The 24,748-nt window shown below is 60.7% G+C and carries 22 protein-coding genes and 1 pseudogene; 12 read left to right on the top strand and 11 right to left on the bottom strand.

Going from position 1 to position 24,748, the window contains the following annotated elements:
- Positions 1-207 precede the first annotated feature (207 nt).
- On the bottom strand, positions 208-1,164 hold the full coding sequence (locus IVB22_RS13970) for a hypothetical protein (protein WP_247517922.1): 957 nt from the start codon (positions 1,162-1,164) through the stop codon (positions 208-210).
- A 204-nt stretch (positions 1,165-1,368) separates the two neighbouring features.
- Between IVB22_RS13970 and IVB22_RS13965 the strand changes: the two genes are divergently transcribed.
- From IVB22_RS13965 to IVB22_RS13945, 5 genes are all read left to right on the top strand, one after another.
- Positions 1,369-2,187, top strand: coding sequence for a Crp/Fnr family transcriptional regulator (locus IVB22_RS13965; RefSeq protein WP_247517921.1), 819 nt, complete (start codon positions 1,369-1,371; stop codon positions 2,185-2,187).
- Positions 2,188-2,443: 256 nt separating this feature from the next.
- Complete coding sequence (locus tag IVB22_RS13960) at positions 2,444-2,740, top strand: HU family DNA-binding protein (protein WP_057850035.1); 297 nt, start codon at positions 2,444-2,446, stop codon at positions 2,738-2,740.
- 505 nt (positions 2,741-3,245) lie between these two features.
- Complete coding sequence (locus IVB22_RS13955) at positions 3,246-3,605, top strand: hypothetical protein (protein WP_247517920.1); 360 nt, start codon at positions 3,246-3,248, stop codon at positions 3,603-3,605.
- Between the two features lie 40 nt (positions 3,606-3,645).
- Entirely contained in the window at positions 3,646-4,191 is a 546-nt protein-coding gene (gene msrA, locus IVB22_RS13950; RefSeq protein WP_247517919.1) for a peptide-methionine (S)-S-oxide reductase MsrA, read from the top strand.
- Positions 4,128-5,828 (top strand): acetolactate synthase large subunit, encoded by a 1,701-nt coding sequence (locus IVB22_RS13945; protein ID WP_374207527.1) that lies wholly within the window; start codon positions 4,128-4,130, stop codon positions 5,826-5,828. The genes msrA and IVB22_RS13945 overlap by 64 nt, the downstream gene beginning before the upstream one ends.
- A gap of 166 nt (positions 5,829-5,994) precedes the next feature.
- Here IVB22_RS13945 and IVB22_RS13940 read toward each other — a convergent pair whose 3' ends face one another.
- The 6 genes from IVB22_RS13940 to IVB22_RS13915 form a co-directional block, all read right to left on the bottom strand.
- The gene (locus IVB22_RS13940) at positions 5,995-7,788 is read right to left on the bottom strand and encodes an adenylate/guanylate cyclase domain-containing protein (RefSeq protein ID WP_247517917.1); all 1,794 of its coding nucleotides are present in this window, start codon (positions 7,786-7,788) and stop codon (positions 5,995-5,997) included.
- A 278-nt stretch (positions 7,789-8,066) separates the two neighbouring features.
- A complete protein-coding gene (locus tag IVB22_RS13935; RefSeq protein WP_308200396.1) occupies positions 8,067-8,555 on the bottom strand; it encodes a septal ring lytic transglycosylase RlpA family protein in 489 nt (162 codons plus the stop codon).
- Positions 8,556-8,945: 390 nt separating this feature from the next.
- Positions 8,946-9,401 carry a carboxymuconolactone decarboxylase family protein gene (locus IVB22_RS13930; RefSeq protein WP_247517915.1) on the bottom strand — a complete coding sequence of 152 codons (456 nt, stop codon included), beginning with the start codon at positions 9,399-9,401 and terminating at the stop codon, positions 8,946-8,948.
- Positions 9,398-9,841: a cupin domain-containing protein gene (locus IVB22_RS13925; RefSeq protein WP_247517914.1), complete on the bottom strand. Its 444-nt coding sequence runs from the start codon at positions 9,839-9,841 to the stop codon at positions 9,398-9,400. Before IVB22_RS13925 ends, IVB22_RS13930 begins: the two co-directional genes overlap by 4 nt.
- 56 nt (positions 9,842-9,897) lie before the next feature.
- Positions 9,898-10,449, bottom strand: a complete 552-nt coding sequence (locus IVB22_RS13920; protein WP_247517913.1) for a YkgB family protein — start codon at positions 10,447-10,449, stop codon at positions 9,898-9,900.
- A gap of 133 nt (positions 10,450-10,582) precedes the next feature.
- Positions 10,583-11,404, bottom strand: a complete 822-nt coding sequence (locus IVB22_RS13915) for an SDR family oxidoreductase (protein WP_247517912.1) — start codon at positions 11,402-11,404, stop codon at positions 10,583-10,585.
- A 109-nt stretch (positions 11,405-11,513) separates the two neighbouring features.
- Between IVB22_RS13915 and IVB22_RS13910 the strand changes: the two genes are divergently transcribed.
- A complete protein-coding gene (locus tag IVB22_RS13910) occupies positions 11,514-12,446 on the top strand; it encodes a LysR family transcriptional regulator (RefSeq protein ID WP_247517911.1) in 933 nt (310 codons plus the stop codon).
- 101 nt (positions 12,447-12,547) lie between these two features.
- On the opposite strand, the gene greA is transcribed toward IVB22_RS13910, so the two are convergent.
- Positions 12,548-13,030, bottom strand: a complete 483-nt coding sequence (greA, locus tag IVB22_RS13905) for a transcription elongation factor GreA (protein WP_247517910.1) — start codon at positions 13,028-13,030, stop codon at positions 12,548-12,550.
- A 244-nt stretch (positions 13,031-13,274) separates the two neighbouring features.
- Positions 13,275-14,783 carry an ATP-binding protein gene (locus IVB22_RS13900; RefSeq protein WP_247517909.1) on the bottom strand — a complete coding sequence of 503 codons (1,509 nt, stop codon included), beginning with the start codon at positions 14,781-14,783 and terminating at the stop codon, positions 13,275-13,277.
- A gap of 207 nt (positions 14,784-14,990) precedes the next feature.
- Between IVB22_RS13900 and IVB22_RS13895 the strand changes: the two genes are divergently transcribed.
- Together IVB22_RS13895 and IVB22_RS13890 are read left to right on the top strand one after the other, a co-directional pair.
- On the top strand, positions 14,991-15,758 hold the full coding sequence (locus IVB22_RS13895; protein WP_247517908.1) for an SDR family oxidoreductase: 768 nt from the start codon (positions 14,991-14,993) through the stop codon (positions 15,756-15,758).
- A gap of 23 nt (positions 15,759-15,781) precedes the next feature.
- On the top strand, positions 15,782-16,813 hold the full coding sequence (locus tag IVB22_RS13890) for an L-idonate 5-dehydrogenase (RefSeq protein ID WP_247517907.1): 1,032 nt from the start codon (positions 15,782-15,784) through the stop codon (positions 16,811-16,813).
- 73 nt (positions 16,814-16,886) lie between these two features.
- On the opposite strand, the pseudogene IVB22_RS13885 reads toward IVB22_RS13890, so the two are convergent.
- Positions 16,887-17,800: pseudogene (locus tag IVB22_RS13885) on the bottom strand (LysR substrate-binding domain-containing protein).
- A gap of 280 nt (positions 17,801-18,080) precedes the next feature.
- Between IVB22_RS13885 and dctA the strand changes: the two are divergent.
- From dctA to IVB22_RS13865, 4 genes are all read left to right on the top strand, one after another.
- On the top strand, positions 18,081-19,415 hold the full coding sequence (dctA, locus tag IVB22_RS13880) for a C4-dicarboxylate transporter DctA (RefSeq protein WP_247517906.1): 1,335 nt from the start codon (positions 18,081-18,083) through the stop codon (positions 19,413-19,415).
- A gap of 36 nt (positions 19,416-19,451) precedes the next feature.
- Positions 19,452-19,988, top strand: coding sequence for an ureidoglycolate lyase (locus tag IVB22_RS13875; RefSeq protein ID WP_247517905.1), 537 nt, complete (start codon positions 19,452-19,454; stop codon positions 19,986-19,988).
- Positions 19,989-20,033: 45 nt separating this feature from the next.
- Entirely contained in the window at positions 20,034-20,906 is an 873-nt protein-coding gene (locus tag IVB22_RS13870; RefSeq protein WP_247517904.1) for a bifunctional allantoicase/(S)-ureidoglycine aminohydrolase, read from the top strand.
- A 228-nt stretch (positions 20,907-21,134) separates the two neighbouring features.
- Complete coding sequence (locus IVB22_RS13865; RefSeq protein ID WP_308200395.1) at positions 21,135-23,609, top strand: MHYT domain-containing protein; 2,475 nt, start codon at positions 21,135-21,137, stop codon at positions 23,607-23,609.
- Between the two features lie 201 nt (positions 23,610-23,810).
- On the opposite strand, the gene IVB22_RS13860 is transcribed toward IVB22_RS13865, so the two are convergent.
- Complete coding sequence (locus tag IVB22_RS13860; protein WP_247517903.1) at positions 23,811-24,692, bottom strand: response regulator transcription factor; 882 nt, start codon at positions 24,690-24,692, stop codon at positions 23,811-23,813.
- Positions 24,693-24,748 lie beyond the last annotated feature (56 nt).

Raw genomic sequence — 24,748 nt, 5'->3', positions numbered from 1 at the left:
CTGCGCTCCAGCCCGCCTAGGCGCAATCAAGCACCCGTGCGCCGGTCGCATTGCCCGATCCCAAATTGCCGGTTCGCGGACTTCTTCAACACAATCGGCGCAAGGCGGCCATTCGGTAAGTGGGTGATGTCGGCTACGTGCTAAACTCGGAAGTGGCTCCGTTATTCACCGCCTCGTCGATCGACGGCGATCGCGCGAGATTGATGATCATCTCAGCGTTCGCAGCTTGCTGCTGTTTAATGATGGGATACCTGAGACTTGCCGTTCCTTCGCTTCGTAGTATTCGGCTGAGAACTGAATTGACCATCGCGAAAAGAACGAGCGCAATTTCTGAGTGGGCTTTTCGACGCCGAAATGTTCGGCGACATGCGCCTTGCGCAGCCACCTTGCCACCCATGCGAGGCCTGCGGTGCGCTCGAGCTTCTCAACCGCCGCGACGCTGGCGGTCTCTGCCTGCCGATAGCGAAAACCGAACTTTTTGATCACATACAGACACTTGATGGTTTCATAGCCCTTGAAGGCGAGCTGAACGAACGGATGTTTTTTGGCCTGTGGCCAGGCTGCTGGGTACACCGGCAGCACCAAAAGCTTGCTCTTGGCGATGACCGTTGCCAGCGGATGCAAGAGTTGCATCCAAGCTGGCCAGGACGTGACCTTGGCAAACAATACCGCGTGCATCGCCGTTGCAGCCCCGAAGGAGATCGGGAGCCAAAGTACCGCCCCCAGAATCACGAGCAATGCGGTGCTCGGAGTGAGATGTCGGCATTTTCGGAACACCCATGCCATGCCGCTTTCAAAGGCAATGTACACAGCATGTTCGAAGGCCCGATAGCTAATCTTCCGCCGGAGCCACGACCAGTTTCGGCGGATCGATATACTCCACTGTCGACGTTTCGTCTCGGAAATGGGAAGGAAGCGCACCGCGCCGTTTATGACAGCAACGATGACATTGCCAAGAACCCTGGCCGCGAAGAGCGGAAGCCAGACAATCTGCATTGCTAAAGGGAAGGCGTAGTCGAGCAACCGCATCAAGATCGAAAGAATGAAACGCAGGATTTTGTTTGCGGCGAGCGCGAAGAAAACAAGTGGGATGATTATCGCATCGTCAAGGGCACCGCGGAAGCGGCTTTCCTCGGTCCGTGCCTGGTTATTATAATGGGTCACGGTGCAACGGTTCCTGGCTGAAGACAGGGGATCGTGCCGGCTCAGAGTAGCACACTGTAAGGGCCAGCGGGTGGTTTCAGATACCGATCCCTGGAGCGATGACATCTCTCAGTTGGGTCAAAAGCGTCGCTTCCTCAATGGTTTTTATCCGATTTCGATTATCAGTATCCGGTATATGCGGCGAGTACCGCGGGGGATGATCCGATGAAGTCCAGCAGTGTAGATTTGTCGACGATACTCGACCGCATTCTTGATACGGCGGCGGACAATCTCAGGATCGCAAAGATTCTAGTTCAGATGGGTCTCGATCCCAGCAACATCACCTACGACGCACTATTCAATCGGCTACTGGAAATTGTCCTGGCCAACATCACGCTTGCCAACATGTTCGCTCTCGTTGGCGCCATCTTCTTTGTCGCTACCTTGCTGATGCAGACCATGGTGCCGCTGCGTGTCGCGAACATGGCCGGCTGCACGTTCTTCGCCGCCTTTGGCGCGCTCTCAGGAAACGTCGCTACTTTTCTTCTGTACTTGCTGATGCTGCCGATCAATGCAGTTCGCCTCCGCCAAATGCTCAATCTGATCAAGAAGGCACGCATCACGACGGAGGGCGATACTTCAATGGAATGGCTCAAGCCGTTCATGACCGAACGAAAATATCGCCGGGGCGACAGATTGTTCAAGAAGGGTGATGCAGCTACCGAGATGTTCCTGACGGTCACAGGAAAGTTTTTGGTCACGGAAATCAGCGTCGAACTTCCGCCGGGACGTCTCATGGGCGAACTTGGTTTCCTTACTCCCAATAAACGGCGAACCGCGACCGTCCAATGCATAGAAGACGGGATAGTGCTGACCATAACCTATGAAAAGCTCCTCGAGATCTACTTTCAAAATCCGCAGTTCGGTTATTACTTTCTCGTCCTGACCAGCCAACGCCTGCTGGAGAACATTTCGCGGCTGGAAGGAGTCGTTGCACAAGAAAAAGCCTTGCGGCGGCCTGCAGCCGCGGACGACATAGCTTAACCCTTGGCCGCTGATTGCTCCACACATCGAGGTCTCAACGCAGTGCGGGTCTTGCAAGCAACATTTCGGTTTGGATCAACTGGAAGCCGCTGCCCCGACCTGCTCCTTGCGTTTTGGCTCTCGATAGGTTTTAAGCCCGGGGACTTCATAACCAAAGGCATGAACGAGAAGCGTGCTGTACGGCTTTGCCGCGTCTAAACAGGGGGGACGCACCTAGCTCACGCGCTTTGAATGAGCCTCTACAAAGGAATCCATCATGGCCAAGATGACCAAGAATCAGTTAATTGATGCAATTGCAGAGGGAACGCAGGTTTCCAAGGGAGACGTAAAGGCCGTCATCGAGCAGATGGCGACTGTAGGCTATAAGGAACTGAATGAATCCGGCGAGTTCGTCATTCCCGGTTTCGTCAAAATGTCGGTTGTGAACAAGCCCGCTACGGAAGCTCGCAGCGGTGTAAATCCTTTTACGAAAGAGCCTATGGAGTTCGCGGCGAAGCCAGCCAGCAAGTCGGTCAAGGCGTCACCCCTGAAGGTTGCTAAGGACGCTGTTTGAAGCGGCGGCTTGGTTCGTTCGTCTGAACTGTGGGTAATTCCACCATACCCTAGACAGATACCCCCACCCGTACACATGCGCCCCGAGACTGAATCTCCGGAGAGCCTAGGGGACCAGTCTCGCAAAGGCCATGCGGTGTAATGCCCGCGTGGCCTTTTGTTTTTTGTTTATTTAGGTTTGCCTGGCCAAAAAATACGGACCGTGTTCGTTCTCCGCGAACAGATATTGATTTCAGGCCACCTTCGTCGGAGCGGCTAAGGGACCTTGAGCCCATTTCACTGCGTCGGTCTTGAGGGGTCTAAAAGTCGTCCTGCGGGGGAGCTCGGTCGGCCGTAGGTGATCAGCCCTAGACGTGCCAAGTCGAGCTAATGTCCATTCTTGCCAACTGTGATTGACCGCTTCTGGCGCAAGGCGGCCATTCCGCAAGCGAACTGGAAGCAGTTGCGCTGGACTGTGCACCCAGATTTGAATCGCGTCCCAACAGCCAGCCGTCTATGGTGTGTTTATGCCACACCTCGTCTTTCTGTCGATTGCTATCGTCCTGTCGCTGCTGCCGGCCGTCGCGCCGGCTGCACCGGCTCATAAACGGCCGGCGCCACGCTGGCACGGATACGGCTTCCTGCCGGGCTATCAGCAGCCACCGAATAACAGCCTTCCAGCTTACAAGCAGAAAGGCTCGGTTTCGCGGATGGCGCGTCAAAACCGGCGCCCTTGGTATATCGATCCAGTCCCAAGCTATTACGGGTACGATGGCAATTGGCGCTATTTCGGCCGGCCAGGCTTTTACGGTGGTCGCTACAATGGCGGCAGCTTCGGCCCTTGCTGGACGCGGACGCCGATCGGGCCGGTCTGGAATTGCGGCTGATTAAGCTGCCGACGAGCGCAGCAAACCAGGGAGGACAGACATGACAGTTTCGACGGAACGCGCAGTCCTGGCCGGCGGCTGCTTCTGGGGTGTGCAGGATCTGCTGCGCCGCTATCCCGGCGTGATTTCGACCAGCGTGGGCTACACGGGCGGCGAGGTGCCGAACGCGACCTATCGCAACCACGGCAATCACGCCGAAGCCATTGAGATCGCCTTCGATCCGCAGATCATCAGCTACCGCAAGCTGCTGGAGTTCTTTTTCCAGATCCATGATCCCTCGACGCTGAACCGCCAGGGCAACGACCGGGGTGCGAGCTATCGGTCGGCCATCTTCTACACCAGCGACGCGCAGAAGCGGATCGCGGAAGACACCATCGCCGATGTCGATGCTTCCGGCCTTTGGCCGGGCAAGGTTGTCACCGAGGTGGCTCCTGCCGGGCCGTTCTGGGAGGCCGAGCCCGAGCATCAGGATTATCTGGAAAAATATCCTGACGGCTACACCTGTCACTTCATTCGGCCGGAATGGACACTGCCGCACCGGGCGGAGAAAGCTGCAACAGGCGCGAGCGGAGCCTCAGTCGCGTGACAAAAGCCTCCGATCTGCTGGTGACCGCCCTTGAGAACGAGGGCGTCGGGTACATCTTCGCCATTCCCGGCGAGGAGAATCTCGACGTGCTGGAGTCGCTGCGGCGCTCGAAGATCAAGCTGGTATTGACGCGGCACGAACAGGCAGCCGGCTTCATGGCGGCCACCTACGGGCGTCTCACCGGGCGTGCGGGCGTCTGCTTGACGACGCTCGGTCCCGGCGCGCTCAATTTGACGACGGCTGCGGCCTACGCGCACCTGGGCGCGATGCCGATGGTCATGATCACAGGACAGAAGGCGATCCGGAGCAGCCGCCAGGCGCGCTTCCAAATCGTCGACATCGTTGCAACCATGCGGCCGCTCACCAAGATGGCGACGCAGATCGTCTCCGCGCAGAGTATTCCGACCCTGGTTCGCGACGCCTTCCGGGTCGCACAGCAGGAGCGGCCGGGCCCCGTGCATCTCGAACTGCCCGAGGATATCGCGGCCGACGAAGCCGCGGCCGACATCATTCCTCCACATGTCGTCGAGCTTCCGGTCGCACCTGCAGCTTCCATCGAGCGCGCCGCAGCCATGATCATGGGCGCCAGCAGGCCGCTCGTCATGCTGGGCGCCGCGGCGAGCCGCCCGCGTCTCGCCGAGCCGCTCTCGGCGTTCGTGCGACGATGCGGGATTCCATTCTTCAACACCCAGATGGGGAAGGGCGCGGTCAATGCCGGCTCCAATCTCTATATGGGCACGGCCGCGCTGTCGGAGCGGGATTGGGTTCACGAGGCGATCGACCAGGCCGATCTGATTATTTCGATCGGCCACGACACCGTCGAGAAGCCCCCTTTCCTGATGGGCCATAATGGACCGCAGGTGATCCATGTCGGCGCCACGCCGGCGACGGTGGAACAGGTTTACTTCCCGCAGGCGGAGATCGTCGGCGACGTCGGCGCGAGCCTCACAAGCCTGGCCGATCGCCTCGAAGGCAAGCTCCCCAATGGTCAGACATTGCTTGGGTTGCGGGAAGGGATCCTTGCCCACCTCGCCGAACGGTCGACGGAGGATAGGTTTCCTCTGACGCCGCAGCGCATCGTGCACGACGTCCGCCAGGTCATCCCGGCGGACGGCATCGTTGCCCTCGACAACGGCATGTACAAGATCTGGTTCGCCCGCAACTATCGCACCAGCGTCGCCAACACGCTGCTGCTCGACAACGCGCTCGCGACCATGGGTGCGGGTCTTCCTTCGGCGATCGCAGCGGCGCTGATCCACCCGGACAGGCGCGTGCTCGCCGTCTGCGGTGATGGCGGCTTCATGATGAATTCGCAGGAGCTTGAGACGGCGGTGCGGCTCAAACTGAATCTCGTCGTGCTCGTGCTCGAGGATCGTGCCTACGGCATGATCCGATGGAAGCAGGAAGTCGACGGATTTTCCGACTTCGGCCTCGACTTCGGCAATCCTGATTTCGTCGCCTATGCCAGGTCATATGGCGCCAAGGGCTCCCGCGTCGGCAAAGTCTCGGAGCTCTCGACGATGCTGGAAGCTGCCTTCAGCGAAGGCGGCGTGCATCTCGTCGTAGCACCCGTCGATTACAGCGAGAACATGCGCGTGCTTGTCAACGAGTTGCGTCCGGTAGCCCAGGCCAGATGAAAAGTCCTGGGTCGGTCTTGTGCGGGAAAGTTTATTTGCGGTCACGTCGTGGGTCGAACTCGTTCCAAAGCCGAATATGACAAACGACCGCTGACCAATTGAGCCCACCGCGCAAAGCAGGCGTTCGGCCAACTGGACATATCGGTTATGTGACCCTTCTCCGACGTCACTTCTCCGGTACTCCGGCCATGCGCATTCCCTCTATAATCCGCTTGCTCCCGGCAAGGAACGTTGGATTGCCGCGATACGGATAAGCTTTGAAGCGACGGATGGTGAAAGCTGGATCGAATGCAAGTCCATCCTTCACAGCAGCTCGCGCGTCGTCTATCTTCCCTTGATGCGCCAGCGCAGCGGCGAGAAAAAAGTTTGCGAAGGGATTGTTTGGATTAACCTTCAACGATCGACGCAGCCACGCAACTGCTTCGGCATCGTCTCCGAGGTGCAGTTTGGCAAAACCAACCCAGCTCATCCAACGATTTGCAACGTCATCGAGAGGAGACAGATGTAACGCTTGGTTTATATGTGCCTCTGTCTCCGCGGCGCGACCAACAATGACTTTGGCTACCCCGATAGAGGCGTGGGCATCGGCTAGATTCCGGTTCAAAGCCAATGCGTGCTCGCATTCAGCTATGCCTTGCTCCGCGCGGTTCGAACATAAGTAGGCGGCACCGAGATACAAATGAGCAAGAGCATGTTGCGGCGCCAAAGATAGCGCCTTGATCAACGCCGCTTCGGCCGCTGCAACGCGCAGGTCGGCGTCATCGACAAGAAGGAAACCAGCGCTCGCGACATCGATTGCCGCGATGCCGACCAACGCGTCCACGTTCTCCGGATCAAGCCCCAATGCGCGTTCGAAGAAACTTCGCGCCGGGATCATATTTGATGGAGTCCAACCCCTATTCCAACGGGCTCTCCCCTGGAAATACAAGTCTAGAGCATTAGGATGCAACGAGTGTTCCGCTCGCCTTGCCTCAGCCGCGATGAGCTGAGCATTCAACGTGTTGGCGAGTCTCGATACGATTTCATCCTGCATGTCGAAGAGATCGGCCATCGGTTTGTCAAACCGTTCGGCCCAGAGATGAGTGCAAGTTGCGGCGTCGATCAATTGCACATTTACCCGAAGCCGATTGCCACTCCGCTGCACCGAGCCTTCGAGCACGTAGCGAACGTTCAACTTGCGGCCAATCTGCTTGAGATCAACCGCCTTGCCTTTGTAGGTGAATGCAGTGTGTCGGCCGATAACGAATGAGCCGCTAATGCGAGACAGGTCTGTGGTCAGGCTCTCAGTTACACCATCGACGAAGTAGTCTTGCGCGGGATCGCCGCTAAGGTTGGCAAACGGCAGCACAACGATGGAAAGACGAGGCGGCGAAGGCCCGCCCAGCGTTGCGCGCTCAGCCGGTGTCGCCGGGCTGGATGATCCCTCCCACATCACGGCATAGGTCCGGACGGGATGGTCAATGTTTTTGAGGTTTTGCTCGCCCAGATCGGCAAACTCAACCCCGACCTTGCCGCGGACGTGATCATAGACGGCAGACGAGATGCAGATGCCGCCCGGTTCCGCAATGCTCTCAAGCCGTGCCGCAATATTCACGCCGTCGCCGAAAATGTCATGCGGCTCAACAATTACGTCGCCGATGTTGACGCCGACGCGGAAAGCAATGCGCCTGTACTCCGGATCTCCGATCGAAAGTTCTTGAACGCGGGTCTGGAAATGCGTCGCGGCCCGAACCGCCTCAACAGCGCTCGCAAACTCGGCCAAGAACCCATCGCCGGTGTTCTTCACGATGCGGCCGCCGTGTTCGGAGATTGCCGGGCGGACAGCGTCCGTTAGGAGCGCAGTCAGTCTGGCGTGGGTAGCCTCTTCGTCGCGATGCATGAGCTGCGAATAGCCGGCTACGTCAGCGGCCAATATCGCCGACAACCTGCGCTCGACCCGGACTGGCTGCTCTTGCACCATGGCATGCAATCCAACCTAGAGCATACTGTACGACGGATCAGACGGCAGCGCCAAACGCGTTTTGACGAAATGCCTACCCAGATGTCGGTTAGTGGCAGCCAAGAGCGGACATTCGGCCAGGCGCTCCTCTACATTTCAGAACTGATGGCAACGCAAATTGCGCCTGCCGGCGCCTTGCCGCCAGAGGTGGCATCGCCTCAAAGATCAGCGGTGGGGAGGCCATCGAGGCGTTCCCCCTGTCCAGGAGGGCCGTGTTCGACTTCTTTCGCGTGCGATGTTCAACCAACCGGTCCGGGGATCCAATAGTCGCCGGAAAGCGGCCTAACGCTTACGCCATAAATTACCCCGCGCTGCAGGCTTGGATCGAAATGGCGCATCGCCCGCTCATTGAGGTCAATGATGCGGCCAGGCGTTAGTGGCCCCACGTCATTTATCTTGACGATGACCTTCTTGCCTACAGCCTCAACGAGGGCATACTTCGGCCTCGCGCCATATCGGACCCCACCAAATTTCTGGCGCAAACTCGTCTTGATGGCAGCCGCCCAGACAGAGGGATTATAGCGCTCGCCGGAGGCTGTGTTCGGGCCGCCCTCCCGCCATCCGGGCTTGAACGGATTGTACGTGGATGCTGCGCCAACGATCGCATCCCCCGAAGCGGCATCGACGACGGCGCTTGAATGAACTGCATCACTTCGAGCAACGGTAACAGAAAAGGCAAGCGCAAGTACGGCGCCGCAAATTGCGGCGCGCGAGCGAAACAACATCATAACTCCTTGATTGATTTTCTAGAACGTTCGGTTCCCGATGCCGCAAAATTGGTCAAGCGAACGCGGATGCGTTGACGAACTCGCGCCAATTTTTGCGGATTCGTGCCAATGCTGGCGACGGAACCGTTGTGGGAACCAGTGTGGTCCTCGCACAGGTGTTCTTAGTTCTCAGCGTCTAAGACAGAAATTGCGTCAGCAACATGACTGAATAGAGCTCTTGGCTAAGGCGTGAGTAGGAGCAATCGTCTGACCGATGTCCGCTCGGGGTCGCAAAGCGGCCATTCCGAACATCGGCTGCGTCCTATGCGGGTGTTACGAGATTGCAATACCCGAAGCTCCTTCAACGAAGTTCTTGATGAGTTTCTGCTGCTGGCTTTACCGCATCTGGCCTTACTTCCCGACTGCAGCCTGCGGTGTATTCCGAAAGCTGATTGCCATGCGATTGTAGGCGTTCATCAAGCCAATCGCGATCGTGAGATCTACGAGTTCTCGCTCGTCGAACACGGCGCGGGCGGCCTGGTAGGCTTCATCCGGCACGTTCGTCTCTGCAACGCGCGTCACCGTTTCGGCCCATGCAAGGGCGGCGCGCTCGCGCGCGTCGAAGAGGTTGCCGGCTTCCTTCCACGCCTGCACCAGCGCCAGCTTTTCGACCTTCTCTCCCTTCTTGAGCAGATCGCGCGTATGCATGTCGAGGCAGTAGGCGCAATTGTTGATCTGGGAGATCCGCAGATAGACCAGATCGACCAGCGCAGGGGAGAGGCCGCTCTGCATGACGTAGCCGTAGACGCCGCCCAGCGCTTTCACGCCTGCCGGCGCGATCTGGTTGTAGTCGAGGCGCTTGCTCATTTTTTGCTCCTTGATGACGTGTGTTGCTCAACGGAAGTGGTCAGTTCTTTCTCGTCGGTATCGACGACGAACACGGCTAGCAGCCTTGCAGGCCTGTTCTTGCTCGCATTGCGACTGACGGGATGACGGGAGCCCGGCGTCTCGTAAAAACTTTCGCCGGCGCGGTGGACCCGCCTCGGTCCGTCATTCACCTGGGACTCGATTTCGCCCGAGAGGACGTAGCCGAAGATGAAAGCCGACTTGGCGTGGATGTGCGAAGGCGATGCCCCGCCCGGCGTATAGTCGACAACCAGGGCGACCAGTGACTTGCCGGGGATGTTGGGTATCGTCTGCTCAAAGTGCGGCGTGACCGTTTCGCCGATGCCGTGGGCGGCGGCAGGCGTCGCTGTGACGATGGCAATGGCAGCATAGGCCGCGCCGAAGATGGATCGCATTTTCATGATCGTGTTCTCCTTTGCTTGCATGGATTGCTGATGCTCTCGTGCGGAAAGTCTGCTCACCTGCGAACCACGGTCTTCAGCGAGTCGACGAACACCCAGAACGAAGCGGCGAACAGGCCGACGTCTTTCAGGAGGAACTGACCCGGCGCGACCGAGATCGCGGGCAGCCCGAGCTCCGGCACGACGACGCCCGGCGTCGAGATCATGAAGCTCACGGTCGTGACGAAGAGTCCGGCCGAGAGAAGACCGCCCGCTGCAGAAAAGACCGGGCTCGCCAATCTGAGGGCGATCAGCAGCCCGATGCTGAGTTCGATGAAGCCGAGGAACGTGGAGAAGCCGCGGACTGAAAACAGAGCATAGAACCAGCTCAGCAGCGGGCTGTTCTCCACCAGTGGCACCAGTCCGTTGGCCTCGTATTCAGTAAACTTCATCCCGCCGAACCAGGCGTAGATGATCGCGAGCGACACATAGAGGCCTGCTCGGCTGACCGGCTCGGCGTAGGCGATCAAGCGTTCGGCATGATCGCGCCACGCGGCGATTGTGTCCTTTGCCAGGACCGATGTCGGGACCTGGATAGCGATGCGTGATATGGCAACTTCCGTTTTCATAGTACCTCTCCTTGTTCACCGGACGTGTGAAGGACTGCCGTCGAGCATCAACTCGACGGTCTCGGCACGTCCGACTGGATGCCGAGAATTACGCCGGGGGCCTTGGCCGCCGGCAATTAGTGCGTTGGCGTCCCTAGGCGCTCACGCTTTCATGCTTGTGCAAGTTGTAGCGAGCCGCCGGGATGGCGCTCGAGAGCCTGCTCGACATGGCGAGGCGCGCCGTCTCATGACGATCCCACTCCGCCTTGTCCGGCAGCGAGGGGATGGTCACGGTCTCGCCGAGGTCGAGCCCCGCGAGGGCGGCATCGACCAGATCGTCGGCCGACATCACGGTCTGCGCCGGAAGCTGATGCACCGGCGTGCCGGCGACGTCCCAGAATTCGGTGGCCGTGGCGCCCGGCAGCACCACCTGCACGCGGATGCCCTTGTCGGCAAGTTCGTGAGCGAGCGACTGGTTGAATGCGAGCACGAACGCTTTGGTGCCGCCATAGACACCGTTCAGCACCTCCGGCGCGATCGCGACAACCGACGCAATGTTGATGATCGTGCCGTGGCCGCGGGCGACAAATCCCGGGACCGCTGCATAGGTCAGCCGCGTCAGCGCGGTGACATTCAGACGGATCATGTCGTCCATCTTGTCAACGTCAGAGGCGATCAGCGGGTTGGTAGCGCCGACGCCCGCGTTGTTGACCAGCAGGGAGATGCCCGCATTGGTGCGGAGGATGTGCTCGACGCGTAGCAGATCTGCCGGGGACGTGAGGTCGGCCTCGACAGTCTCCACCTTTCGGCCAGTCTCGTTGACGAGCCGGCGCGCCAGCGATGCCAGCCGCTGCCTGTTGCGCGCAACAAGAATGAGGTCGTGGCCGCGCCTGGCCAGACGATCGGCGTAGATCGCACCGATACCGGTTGATGCGCCGGTGATGAGGGCGATGCCCTTGGCCTGGGTCGTATTCATATCGGTCTCCATGGGTTGGCGTTGCTTCCGACCGATGAATAGACCCTTCCGAAAATGTTGGGTATCTGGCAATATCGAGATGTATCCTTCCAAAAAATGGAAGCCTCATATGGACCGTCTCGAAGGCATGTCGATTGTGTTGGCGGTTGCGGAGGCCGGAGGCCTGTCGGCTGCGGCCCGCCGGCAGAAAATGCCGCTGGCGACCGTGAGCCGAAAGGTATCCGAGCTCGAAGCGCACCTGCGCACCAAGCTGTTCAATCGGTCGAGCCGCGCACTTGTCCCGACTGACGCAGGGCTCTCTTACATCGCTGCCGCAAAGCGAATCCTTGCCGATATCACCGAAGCCGAGCGCGCCGCTTCCGGCGAGTACACAACGCCACGCGGAGATCTGAGTGTTTCGACCCTTGTCGCGCTCGGCCGCTTATGTCTGCAGCCGATTCTGGCGGAGTTCCTGGTGACGTTCCCGGAGGTGGACGTTCAGCTCAATTTGCAGGACAGGACTATCAATCTCCTGGAGGAACACATCGACGTCGCGCTTCGCGTCGGCGATCTCGCCGACAGCAGCCTGATCGCGGTGCGTGTCGGGGAAATCTACCGCGTAGTTTGCGCGAGTCCGGCCTATTTGAAATCTCGCGGAACGCCCAAATCGCCAGACGACCTCTCTGCGCACGACTGCATCAGCTATTCTCCGATGCAGTCGCCAACCACGTGGAGATTCAAACGAGACCAGACCGAGTATGCGGTGCCCGTTCGGTCGCGCTTCGTTGCGAGCAATCTCGAGTCGGCCTGCGATGCTGCGCGCGCGGGCATCGGGATCACCGTGGCGTTCTCTTATCTCGTCGCCGAATCGATAAAATCCAGACAGCTAATTCCGCTTCTGCAGGATTTTCAGCCGCCGCCGCAACCCGTCAGCTTCGTGTACTCGCCAAATCGCTTCATGCCGGCCAAATTGCGCGCGTTTCTCGACTTCGCGGTGCCACGCCTTAGGGCGCGCCTCGCCGACCTGCCGAAAGGTGTGGCCCCGCGGAAACAGCACCCGTAACCGTGTTGCTCGTGGATAAAGTTGCTCAACGCCCGCTTCGGGAGGGCAGCTCTTGCCGCACGGCGGACTTTCCAAACGTCGGTTGCGTCTTGTCGGGGGGCCTACGAGATCGCAATGATCTCCAGCTCCTGACCGGATGTGCCGACGACATCCCCAACAGCTTTGCCCATCAGAGACCTTGCCACCGGGGACACGAAGGAAATGGAGCCAGTCTTGGGGTCCGCTTCGTCCTCTCCCACGATATGATATTTCTGCACGCGCCCATCGTCGCGCCTGAACGTCACCGTGCTCCCAAAGGCGACAGTGTCAGTTGACGTCGGATTGGGGATGACCTGAGCCGTCCGAACTCTCGCCGCAAAGTAGCGGGCATCACGCAAGGGGGTTGCTGCTTGCCGCCGCCGCTCATTCACGTCTTCGATCTTCTGCGCGGCCTCGTACGCCTCGCGAGCCTGCTGAAGCTGAAATTCCAGGGCCTTTAATCCAGCCTCGGTAACATGGTTCGGATGAGGTGAAACCGGGCGGTCGGGAAGCAATGTTTCCGACGCCGTTTCGGCACTGTCTTCCTTGGTGAAGGCAACGCTCAAGCTCAGAACTCCCTTAAGCGAGACATGCAAATAAGCGAGATATGCAAAAACCGGTCGGCGACAAGAGCGCAGACCCGTCAAAGGAACTCTGGCGCGACGCTGCGAATCATATACCGCGGAGCGAGACGGAGGCCATTATACCTCGTTTGGGGTATCACTCGACAGAAGCCCCGTGGTAGTCCTCTGCTGCAGGCAACCACGGCTTAATGCGTGGTATTTTCCGGGTGCGCGCGCGACCGTCGCATCATCCAGCCGAACTGGTGCAGCCTTGTTCGGCCGGCAGTTCCTCGGCATTGGGGTCGCCCGGTGCCGTCGCCCAGGCCAGTTCGACGAGCGTCACGATCCGCCGGCCGGCACCGTCAAGCTGGCAAACGATGAGGCCCTGTTCCTCGATGTAGGTCAGCAGGCGCCGTGCACGGCGCAACGAATGCGAGCCATAGGCGCGGGCAATCGCTGCATCGCCCGGGCAGGGCCAACCTTCCTTCGCGGCGCGGGCAATCATCATGAAGACGCCCTGCATATCCTCCGGCAGAAGTGAGGCGCGGACCGAGACATCCTGCCACCCGTCATCCTCCGCCATATCGGAGCCGAGCCCGGCACGGGCGCGCGTCAGCATGCGACGGAAGTCACCGAGATCCGGCACGGCCGAACCGAGGCCCTCGATTCGGCAGCGGACCACGAACTCCTGATAGAGGACACCGATGGCGCGGAATCCCGCGTCGGGTTCCGCCATGACGGCGCGCAGAATACGGTCCGTTCGCTCACGCCGCTCCGCCAGTTCCTCGGCGCTGAGTGGCTGCTCTACCGCTTCGGGACGGATCTCCAGCGCCGCTGACTTCGCCGCCATGAGCTGGCTGAGGAGGTCTGGCGGCGACCGGCGCTGGGGCCGGCTATTCTCGGGCGGCGGCGCTGCCAGGATGATGGCGTGTGCGTCCGGTGTCGCTTCCGGCAGAGGCATCAGGCGCGGGGTCGCGTTGCGCGGCGTGGTATCCGTTGGACCGATGCGCAGCCCCAGCGGACGGCGGGAGAGGGCCGGTCCCAGCGCCATGAATTGCCCGCGCTCCAGATCCCGGAAGGCCTCTGCCTGTCGCCGCTCCATGCCCAGAAGGTCGGCGGCCCGCGCCATGTCGATATCCAGAAAGGTTCGGCCCATGAGGAAATTGGACGCCTCGGCCGCGACGTTCTTGGCGAGCTTCGCCAGTCGCTGGGTGGCGATGATCCCCGCAAGCCCGCGTTTGCGGCCACGGCACATCAGGTTCGTCATGGCGCCGAGCGAGAGTTTGCGCGCCTCGTCCGAAACCTCGCCGGCGACGGCCGGCGCGAAGAGCTGCGCCTCATCCACCACCACCAGCATCGGATACCAGTGGTCGCGGGCGACGTCGAAAAGCCCGCCGAGGAAGGCGGCGGCGCGCCGCATCTGGTTCTCGGCGTCGAGCCCCTCGAGATTGAGCACCGTGGAGACGCGATGGATGCGCGCTCGCTCGCCGGCGACCTGCAGGCCCCGCTCGGTATGGTCCTCGGCATCGATCAGGAGGTGGCCGAAACGGTCGGCAAGCGCCACAAAGTCGCCTTCGGGGTCGATGATGGTCTGCTGTACCCAGGGGGCGCTCTGTTCCAGCAGCCGGCGCAACAGATGGGATTTACCGGAGCCCGAATTGCCCTGCACCAGCAGGCGGGTCGCCAGCAGTTCCTCAAGGTCCAGGTTAGCCGGGGCGCCTGCCGTCGTGTGTCCCATCTCGATCGCAACGGTCATGTCTCGACTCAAAGTCCCCTTGGCGGAGGCGGGCTTTAACAACCTGATCGCAGCCCGTCGAGCGCCCATGGCCGGCTACTTCCGTGTTCTCCACGGCTGCAATTCTTTACCTCCGTTCCGACCCCTTCCGGCGCCTCGGATTGAACGGTATCAAGAAGTCGCTCGGGCGGTGAGTTTTCGCGCTCGAAGCCAGCACGAGGTCGCCAAATGGCATTTGAACTTTTCGCACTGACGGGCAAGAGGGCACTGATCACCGGCTCGTCGCAGGGCATTGGCTTCGCGCTCGCGCAAGGCCTTGCCGAACACGGCGCCGAAGTCGTCCTCAACGGCCGCGACGCAGCCAAGCTTGACGCGGCTGCGGCAAGACTGGCCGCTGCCGGGCACAAGGTGTCAGTGGCCGGCTTCGACGTCACGCAGGCGCAAGCCGCCAGGGACGGTGTCGAGGCGATCGAGAAGAATTCCGGCGCGATCGATATCCTGGTCAATAACGCCGGCATGCAGTTTCGCGCGCCGCTCGAGGACTTTCCCGTCGAGAAGTGGGAGCAATTGCTCGCCACCAATATTTCCAGCGCGTTCTATGTCGGCCAGGCTGTCGCCCGTCACATGATCCCGCGCAGCCAGGGCAAGATCATCAACATCGCATCCGTGCAGAGCGAACTCGCGCGTCCCGGCATCGCGCCCTACACGGCCACCAAGGGGGCCATCAAGAACCTGACCCGCGGAATGTGCACCGATTGGGCGAAATACGGCCTCCAGATCAATGCAATCGCGCCGGGATACTTCAAGACCCCGCTCAACCAGGCGCTGGTCGACAATCCGGAATTCTCGAGCTGGCTCGAAAAGCGGACACCGGCGGCGCGCTGGGGTAACGTCGAAGAACTGGTCGGAGCTGCCGTGTTCCTGTCCGGCAAGGCTTCGTCCTTTGTCAACGGACATACGCTCTATGTCGATGGTGGGATAACCACCAGTCTCTAGGTTCGTGCCGCTGGAGTGCAACAATGAAAGCCGTCGTCATTCATGCGGCCCGCGATCTGCGGGTCGAGGAACGCGAGCCCGAGGCAGCAGGTAGCGGACAGGTCGAGATCGCTGTCGAGGCCGGTGGCATCTGCGGATCGGATCTGCATTATTTCAATCATGGCGGCTTCGGCACGGTGCGGGTGCGCGAGCCGATGATCCTCGGTCACGAGGTCGCCGGCACCATCAAGGCGCTGGGTGCGACCGTATCAGGACTGGTGATCGGCGACCGCGTCGCGGTGTCTCCCAGCCGACCCTGCAACGTTTGCGACTATTGCCTGAAGGGCCAGCAGAACCAATGCCTGAACATGCGCTTCTACGGCAGCGCGATGCCGATGCCGCATATCCAGGGAGCCTTTCGTCAACGTCTCGTCGCTGAAGCCTGGCAGTGCCACAAGGTCGCCGACGGTGTCTCGATCAACGAGGCTGCCTTTGCGGAGCCGTTCGCCGTCGTTCTGCATGCCGTCAACCGTGCCGGATCGTTGCTCGGCAAACGGGTTCTCGTGACGGGATGCGGTCCGATCGGCGCGTTGGCGATCATGGCGGCCCGGCTCCACGGCGCGCGGGAAATCGTCGCGACCGACGTCGTGGCTGCGGTTCTGGAGAAGGCGCTTCGGCTCGGTGCCGATCGGACGATCAATGTCGCCAGCGATCCCGATCAGCTCGGCGCCTATGCGGCCAACAAAGGCTATTTCGATGTCCAGTTCGAAGCGTCCGGAAACGAACGGGCCGTACGCTCCGGGCTCGAAGTGCTGAAGCCGCGCGGCATTCTGATCCAGCTCGGTCTCGGCGGTGATGTTTCGATCCCGCAGAACATTGTGGTGGCCAAGGAGATCGAAATGCGCGGGACCTTCCGCTTCCACGAGGAGTTCGGCCTGGCCGTCGACCTCATCAACCAGAGGAGAGTAGATCTGACCCCGCTGCTGACCGGCGTCTTTGGACTGGAGGAGGCGATACGCGCCTTCGAGATCGCGGGAGATCGCAGCCGGTCCATGAAGGTTCAGCTCAGTTTCTGAAGTTGCATGTAGTTCTACACGCCTTGAAAGGTGGCAACGTTCTCGCGTCTCTGACGCATTCCCGTCCGCCGAATCATCGGCCGGCGACCAGGTGACCCGAAATCCGTTTCTGCCTGAGGAAACGACGCGCCAGCTTGATGAAATTTTGCACCACCATCGACGTCTCATCTTTTCTGAAGACGAGAAACACGTCGGCGGACGGTGGCGAGGGCCTGATGGGTCTGAACACGATCTCGTCGGTCGTGAACCGTGCTATTGATTGCGGAACCAGAGCAACGCCAAAGCCCGCTGCGATCAGACTGGGCACCGACTGCGCATCGACGACTTGCTGGGAGACCCGCGGCAGAAAGCCGGCGTCGATGCAGCATTTCTGTATATAGCGCGCAAACTGGGAGCTCTCCGGCTGCAGGACGATGTGGTCCTCGACGCAAGGTCGCCGAGGGCGATGCGCTTGCGGCGGGCGAGCGGATGGTCTTTTGGCATGGCCACCACGATCTCTTCCGGCCACGCAAGCTCGCTGCTCAAAGCGTCTTCGGTGGGGATGCTTCTATTCAGGCTGATGTTTGTCGTTCGATTGAGGAGGGCAGCGATCTGCAAGGCCGGGGCCTGTTCATGCACCGTCATCTTCACCGCAGGCGCATCCTTCCGGTACTCAGCCAGCAAATCGGCCAGGCGCCCACGCAGGATGGAGCCTGTCGCTCCGATATCGAGAGAGCCGACCAGGCCGGCGCCAATCGAGCGGACCTCGTCTTCCGCCAGTTTGATCTGCTGCTGAATGGCGCGGGCGCGCGCGAGAAGCGCTTCTCCGGCCTGTGTCAGCTCGACCCTGCGACTGGTTCTATAGAGAAGCTGTGTCCCCAACGCAGCTTCGAGTGCCTGGATCTGCTGGCTCAGTGGGGGTTGCGAAAGATTCAGCCGCCGCGCCGCGACAGTGAAACTGCACTCCTCGGCCACGGCGATGAAATATCTGATCTGACGGAGATCCATAGCGATATCCTCTTGATCGTGTCGTTCTATATATTGGACACTTGGTCCGGCATGGTCAACGAATGACGGGAAGTGCTGTTTCGGTCGCTGGGCCGGGGGCGAAGTGCCGTTTCGCGCAGATCGAGGCGGGCAGGCGGGACAGCGCGGCCGGGCTGCAGCCCGGTGGCGCGAGCAATCGGTTTCGAAGCGACGTCAACGTCGCCGTCAAAAACAATAGCGGCATCGGCCGTGGGCCGACCAAGCCGCATTGAATGGAAACGCCAACCAAGTGGGGAACGCCGTGCCAAACATACTCAAGTCGCTCTTCTTCCAGGTCGCCATTGCGCTCGGACTGGGTATTGCGCTCGGCATGGCCTACCCTGATGTGGCCCTTCAGATGAAACCGCTGGGCGACGGCTTCATCAAGCTCATCAAGATGCTGGTTCCCGTGATCGTGTTTTGTGTCGTCGTGCACGGTATAGCCGCTGCCGGGGATCTCTCGAAGGTTGGACGGGTCGGGGTGCGCGCGCTCATATACTTCGAGGTCATAACGACGATTGCCTTGGTGCTCGGTATTGCGCTCGCCTATTACTTCGAGCCGGGCGTTGGAATGAACATCGATCCGAAGACGCTGGATGCAAAAGCGCTGAGCGGCTTCAGCCAGACCGCAGCCCAGGTTTCCGGCGGCGGCGTCTCGGAATTCCTCATGAAGCTCATTCCCTCGACCGTGGTCGGAGCGTTCACGACCGGTGACATCCTGCAGGTGTTGATCGTCTCGATCATGTTTGGCTGCGCCGTCTCCCTGTGCGGCGAGCGGGCCAAGCCGGTGGCGGATTTCATCGGGCGCGTGAGCGACATCATCTTCAAGATGATGAATTTCGTCGTCAGGCTGGCGCCGCTCGGTGTCTTCGGGGCGATTGCATTTACCGTCGGCAAATATGGCATCGGCTCACTCAAGCAACTCGGCGGTCTCGTCGCCCTGTTCTATGTGGCCGTGGCCGTTTTTGTCGTCGTGGTGTTGGGCGCGGTCATGCGTTTTTCCGGCTTCAGCCTGTTCAAGCTGCTCCGCTACTTCCGCGAGGAATTGACGATCGTTCTTGGCACGGCGGCCGGAGACAGCGTGCTGCCACAGACCATGCGGAAGCTCGAGCTCCTCGGCATCAAGCCGTCGACCGTTGGGCTGGTCATTCCGACCGGGTACTCGTTCAATCTGGATGCGTTCTCGATCTACCTGACGCTCGCCGCCGTATTCATTGCCCAGGCCACCAACACGCCGCTGGCGACCGGTGATCTCCTGGCAATTCTCGGTATTGCGCTCCTGACCTCGAAAGGCGCTCACGGGGTCCCGGGCTCGGCCATCGTTGTCCTTGCGGCGACACTTGCGGCCATTCCCGCGATTCCGGCCATCGGATTGGTGCTGCTGCTGTCGGTGGACTGGTTCATCGGTATTGCGCGCGCGCTGGGCAACTATGTCGGAAACTGCGTTGCCACGGTTGCCGTCGCCTCATGGGAAGGCGACATCGATCGGGAAAAGGCGCATCGCGTCCTCGATGGCGAGGTCGCTGCCATCGATATCGACACATCAGTCGATCCCGTCGTTATCGCTGCATCCGGCGCGCAGCTTCAGACGTCCTGAGCCGGTTGCATCAGTGCGACGGATGGGAGTTGAGCGATGTTAGCGCTTTCGATTGCGCCTTTGACAAGGGCAGGGTTTGCACCATTCGGCGAGGTGGTGGAGACCGCAGACGTGAAGCCGAAGTTGATCAATGAAGGCTTTGCGGAGCGGTTTGATGACCTGGCCGGCATTGACGTCGCCGCGGAAGGTGGAGCGGTCTGCGTCAGTCTGTTCATCGGCTCGGCAAGGCCAACTCCACTCGTCATCAAGCTCATGGAGCGCCACCCGCTGGGCAGCCAACTGTTCATGCCGTTGAGCGGAGCGCCCTGGTTGGTGGTGGTGTGCACCGATCCGGATGTCCCCTCAAGCTACCGGGCGTTTGCCGCATCGGGACGACAGGGCGTGAACTACGCGCGAAACTGCTGGCACCATCCGCTGCTCGTCGTCGGGGACGCCAGTCCGTTCGTTGTGATCGACCGGAAAGGGCCGGGCAGTAACATCGAGGAAAAGTGGCTTGAAGCGGCAAATTGGCTGCACGTCGCGCCCGATGGTGCGGCGGAAGCGAACTCGGACATCACGGCGAAGCAGGGTTAGTGGCCCGGCGATGTCAGCACAATCATCTCCAAGAGGTTATAACGAATGTCATCTCGAACCTATCACGTGCCGCCGGGAGGGCATCCGGCCCAGACCGAGCTCCTGACCGGCCGGGCGGTTTTCACAGATGCGTATGCGGTGATACCAAAGGGCGTGATCCGCGACATCGTGACCAGTTATCTTCCGCACTGGGAAAATACGCGCGTTTGGGTGCTGGCTCGACCACTGTCCGGCTTTGCCGAAACATTCTCGCACTACCTCATCGACGTGGCGCCGGGCGGAGGAAGTGAATCGCCGGAACCCGATGCGGAAGCGGAAGGTGCGCTGTTCGTCGTTGGGGGAGAGCTGTCCCTGAGGTTTGCCGGAACCGAACACGTGCTGCGGCCCGGTGGCTTTGCCTACCTGCCTCCCGGGAGTTCCTGGAGCGTGAAAAACCGCAGCTTCGGTTCAGTGCATTTTCATTGGATCCGGAAGCTGTATCAGCGTGTGCCTGATGTCGCGGCGCCCGATGCCATCGTCACCAACGAAAGCGCCATTGCGCCGACACCGATGCCTCACACCGATGGCAGGTGGGCGACGACGCGTTTCGTCGATCCATCCGATATCAGACATGACATGCACATTACGATCGTGACTTTCGAACCTGGTGCGTCGATCCCCTTCGCAGAGACCCATGTAATGGAACACGGCCTCTATGTTCTGGAAGGCAAGGCCGTCTACCGGCTCAATCAGGATTGGGTTGAGGTCGAGGCCGGAGATTATATGTGGCTCCGCGCCTTTTGCCCTCAGGCTTGCTACGCCGGCGGCCCGGAACGCTTCCGCTACCTGCTGTATAAAGACGTGAACCGGCATATGGATCTGCGCGCCTTGAGATCGCCGGCGGGCTCCGAAGCCGGGCTGGCCAGACGCAGTGCCTGACGAATCACCTCGCCAAGGCTGACTTTGCTTGCCTGCAAAGAGGGCAAGGAAGAATGTAGCGTCAAGATTTCCGATGCTTCGCGTTCACCGCGATCGCAGCCGCCGCGGTGCGATTCTCGACGCCGAGTTTCGAGTAGATTTGTTCGGGGTGTGCGCCCGCGGGCGCTGCTTCTTTATTGGAAACAACTGTCAAGCTATTGAAAACGCTAGGGGCGTTTCAAATGCCCATTGAAATCGTTGAATAACCAAGCGGATTTTGATTCCGCCATTCGGAGGTTCGATCCCTTCCGGCCCGGCCAGGATTTTCGCCGAACCTGGCCTCTTCAACTAATCGGCACCGGAACAATGCACTGTTGGAAAAATGGTGCTATTCAGTTGTTTCCCAGCGCGTCGTCGAACGGAATGCATCACCACCCAGGCTCCCATGACCCCGTTCTTGTCGCGCTGTCGGTCCTGATCGCCGCGCTTTCCTCCTATACGGCACTGGATCTTGCGACCCGCATGCGGGCCGCTTCAGGTTCCGCCAGCCTGGGCTGGCTCGGGGCTGCGGCAGTCGCCATGGGCGGCGGCATCTGGTCGATGCATTTCGTGGCCATGCTGGCCTTTAGCCTGCCCGGCGTGGATATTTCCTACGATCCGCTCCCCACGCTCCTCTCGCTTGCCATTCCCATTCTGGTCGCGGCAGCCGCGTTCGTCGTCGTAAGTCGGCGGTCGAACGCGCTCGTCGTTTCCGGCATCGCAATGGGGCTGGCGATTTCCGGCATGCACTACACTGGCATGAGCGCCATGCGGATGGCGGCTTCCATCCACTACGATCCCGTCTGGGTGGTGCTTTCCATCGCCATTGCGATCGGAGCGTCCATCATAGCGCTGCGCCTCGCTTTTCACATGACGAGCGTGCTCGAGCGCATATCGGCCGGAGCCGTCATGGGCGTGGCGATTTCCGGGATGCACTACGCAGCCATGCAAGGCTCCTCCTTCGTTCCCGCGGACGCCGTCCTTGGCCGCGCAGCACACGGCGCGGTGGGACAGGCGCCCCTCGCGTTCCTGATCGCTGGCACCACGATTGTCGTCCTTATCATGGGGCTTGCTGCGGCCGTGTACGACCGGTTCTCGGCAGAACGAGCTGGTCGCGAAGCCGAGGCGCTCAGGCGAAGCGAGGAGAGATTCCGGCTGCTGGTGGAGGGTGTGGCCGATCACGCCATCTTCATGCTCGACCCCCAGGGACGGGTGGCGAACTGGAATCTCGGCGCGCGCCGGCTGATCGGCTACGGCGACGAGATCGTCGGGACGCACTACGCCATCCTTCACACGGACGAAGAGCGCGCCTCCGGAGTTCCTGATGCCGTGCTTCTGGACGCAAAGCGGGAAGGCAAGTCGACGGGCGAGGGCTGGCGCGTTCGCAAGGACGGCAACCGCTTCTGGGCCGAGGCGACGCTTCGCGTGGTGCGGAACGAGCGGGGCGAGACCATAGGCTTCGCCAAGATCGTTCGGGACGTGACGGAACGCCGCCGAGCCCAGGAAGCGCTGGAGCGCACGCGCGACGCGCTCGCGATATCGCAGAAGATGGAGACGGTCGGACAGCTTACCGGCGGTGTGGCCCACGACTTCAACAACATACTCGCCGTGATCCTGGGCAGCCTCGAACTCGCGAAGAAGCGCCTCCAGCCGGAAGATCCCAGGATTCACCGGCTCCTCGACAACGCGATCCAGGGTGCCCTCCGGGGTGCCTCCCTGACCCAGCGCATGCTTGCATTCGCGCGCAAGCAGGACCTCAAGCCCGTCGTCGTGGATGTCCCGGACCTGGTGCGCGGAATGGCAGCTCTCTTGAAGTTCGATCCGGGCATCCGGGTCGAGACCCGTTTTCCGACCGAACTCGCAAATGTGAAGGTCGATGCCAACCAGCTGGAGCTCGCGATCCTCAACCTCGCCGTCAATGCGCGGGATGCGATAACGGCGGGCGGCGGGGTGATCAGCATCTCCGCACGCGAAGAGCACGCCATCGATGGCCTCGCGGAGGGACGATACGTTGCGCTCTCGGTGAGCGACACCGGATGCGGCATGGGCGAGGAGACGCTGAAGCATGCGCAGGAGCCGTTCTTTACGACCAAGGGTGTTGGCAAGGGAACCGGTCTCGGCCTCTCGATGGTGAAAGGGTTAGCCGAACAGTCCGGAGGCGTGCTGCTGCTGAAGAGCCGCATCGGCGAAGGAACCACGGCCGAGATCTGGCTGCCCGCCTGTCAGGACGAAAAGGTGCCGGTGCCCGATGCGGCTGAGCCGTCGCGCTCCGCATCCCGCAGCAGTCGACCCATCTCCGTGTTGGTCGTCGATGATGACCTTCTTGTTCTCGACAGCATCGCTGCGATGCTCGATGATCTCGGCCACGCCGTGATCGAGGCGCGCTCTGGCGAGGAGGCAGTCCGGCTGCTGCCGCGAATGCCTAAGATCGACATCGTGGTGACCGATTACGCCATGCCGGGAATGAACGGGCTTCAGCTTGCCGAGGCAGTGGCCGCCGAGCGTCCCGGCACGCCCGTAGTGCTCTGCACAGGATATGCTGAGTTTCCAGGCGCCACGCAGCCTCACCTGCCGCGCGTTTCCAAGCCGTTCGACCAGACGGCGCTGGTGGCCGCCATCGAGGAGGCAATGCGCGCACAGGCCGATATGCGCCCGGTTTTGACCTTACAGCCGAAGAGAGCCTAGCACGCGAGGCTGCGGCCACTGTGGTTCCCTGAGCCTTCAACCGGGCGATGAGGATCCTTCGTCCTTCCGTGGACCGCTATGTCGGAGGGATTACTACCAATGGTCCTGTGTCTTCTCCAACGCGCTCATTGTGGAACCGAGCGGGTGCTGATTCATTCCGCAAGGATGGCGGAATGGCGCTCAGGACGCAGTGCCGGAAATTCATCGCTGGTGAGATATCGACGGCTTGATTGCCATGGATGAATCCGCGGGAACCAGTTCGGCGGCGCTGTCCGAGCAGACGTGCGCCCCGGCGATCGCGACTTGAGTCCGGTTGCTTACGCCCAGCTTGCGCATGATTTCGCGGACATGGACTTTCACGGTCGTTTCGGTCATGCCGAGCTTGCGACCGATGACCTTGTTGGGGTCGCCCTGGCAGAGACAAACGAGAACGGAGTACTGCCGGTCGGTAAACTCGGGCGTGTGCCGCGCGCCGTTGAAGCCGTGGTCGCGCTGCACACCAGCCGGCTTGTCGTCGAATAGGGAGCCCTGCTGCTCGTAAAGGCCGTCCTCCGGCCTGAGAGGTGGCGCCTGCGTCTGTTGTTCAGACCCCGGAAGCAGTTGCTCCTGGGGAAGGTCTGGCTGTTTGTATTCGATGGGCGGCGGCGCGCTGAAGGTCTGGCTGGCCAGGAAGGCGGTCGGTGGAAAGTAAGTTCCGCCATGAAGGACGAACGAAAGGGCATGCAACGCGAGCTCGGGTGCCATGGAATTGCTGAAGTAACCCCGGGCCCCGCAACGGATTGCCGCGAGAACGGTGGCGGGATTTTCATCGTCGGAGACGATGGCGAGCGCCGCCTCACGGCGAAGCGTATGCAATACCTGTATCTCGGTGAAGACCTCGTGGGGAGAGGGAGCGCCGACGCTGTAAATCAGCATGTCGCATTCGGCGCGCTCGACGAGTCTTGTGTGGGCTTCGTCGGGACCGAGCGAAATCAGTTCGACGCTTTCGTTCCGGGCCCACGGATTTAAGAAGCTCTCTGCGCGAGCTCGCCTGAAGGCCATCGCGTCTACAAGGAAAACCGTCTTTTTGAACGGGACCGACATTACGCGCCCCTTAATACTACGTCCTATAACTATCGATCATTAAATCCTATGACTAT

The sequence above is a fragment of the Bradyrhizobium sp. 190 genome (assembly GCF_023073415.1).
Classification (GTDB): domain Bacteria; phylum Pseudomonadota; class Alphaproteobacteria; order Rhizobiales; family Xanthobacteraceae; genus Bradyrhizobium.
This window is presented reverse-complemented; position numbering and strand designations above follow the sequence as displayed.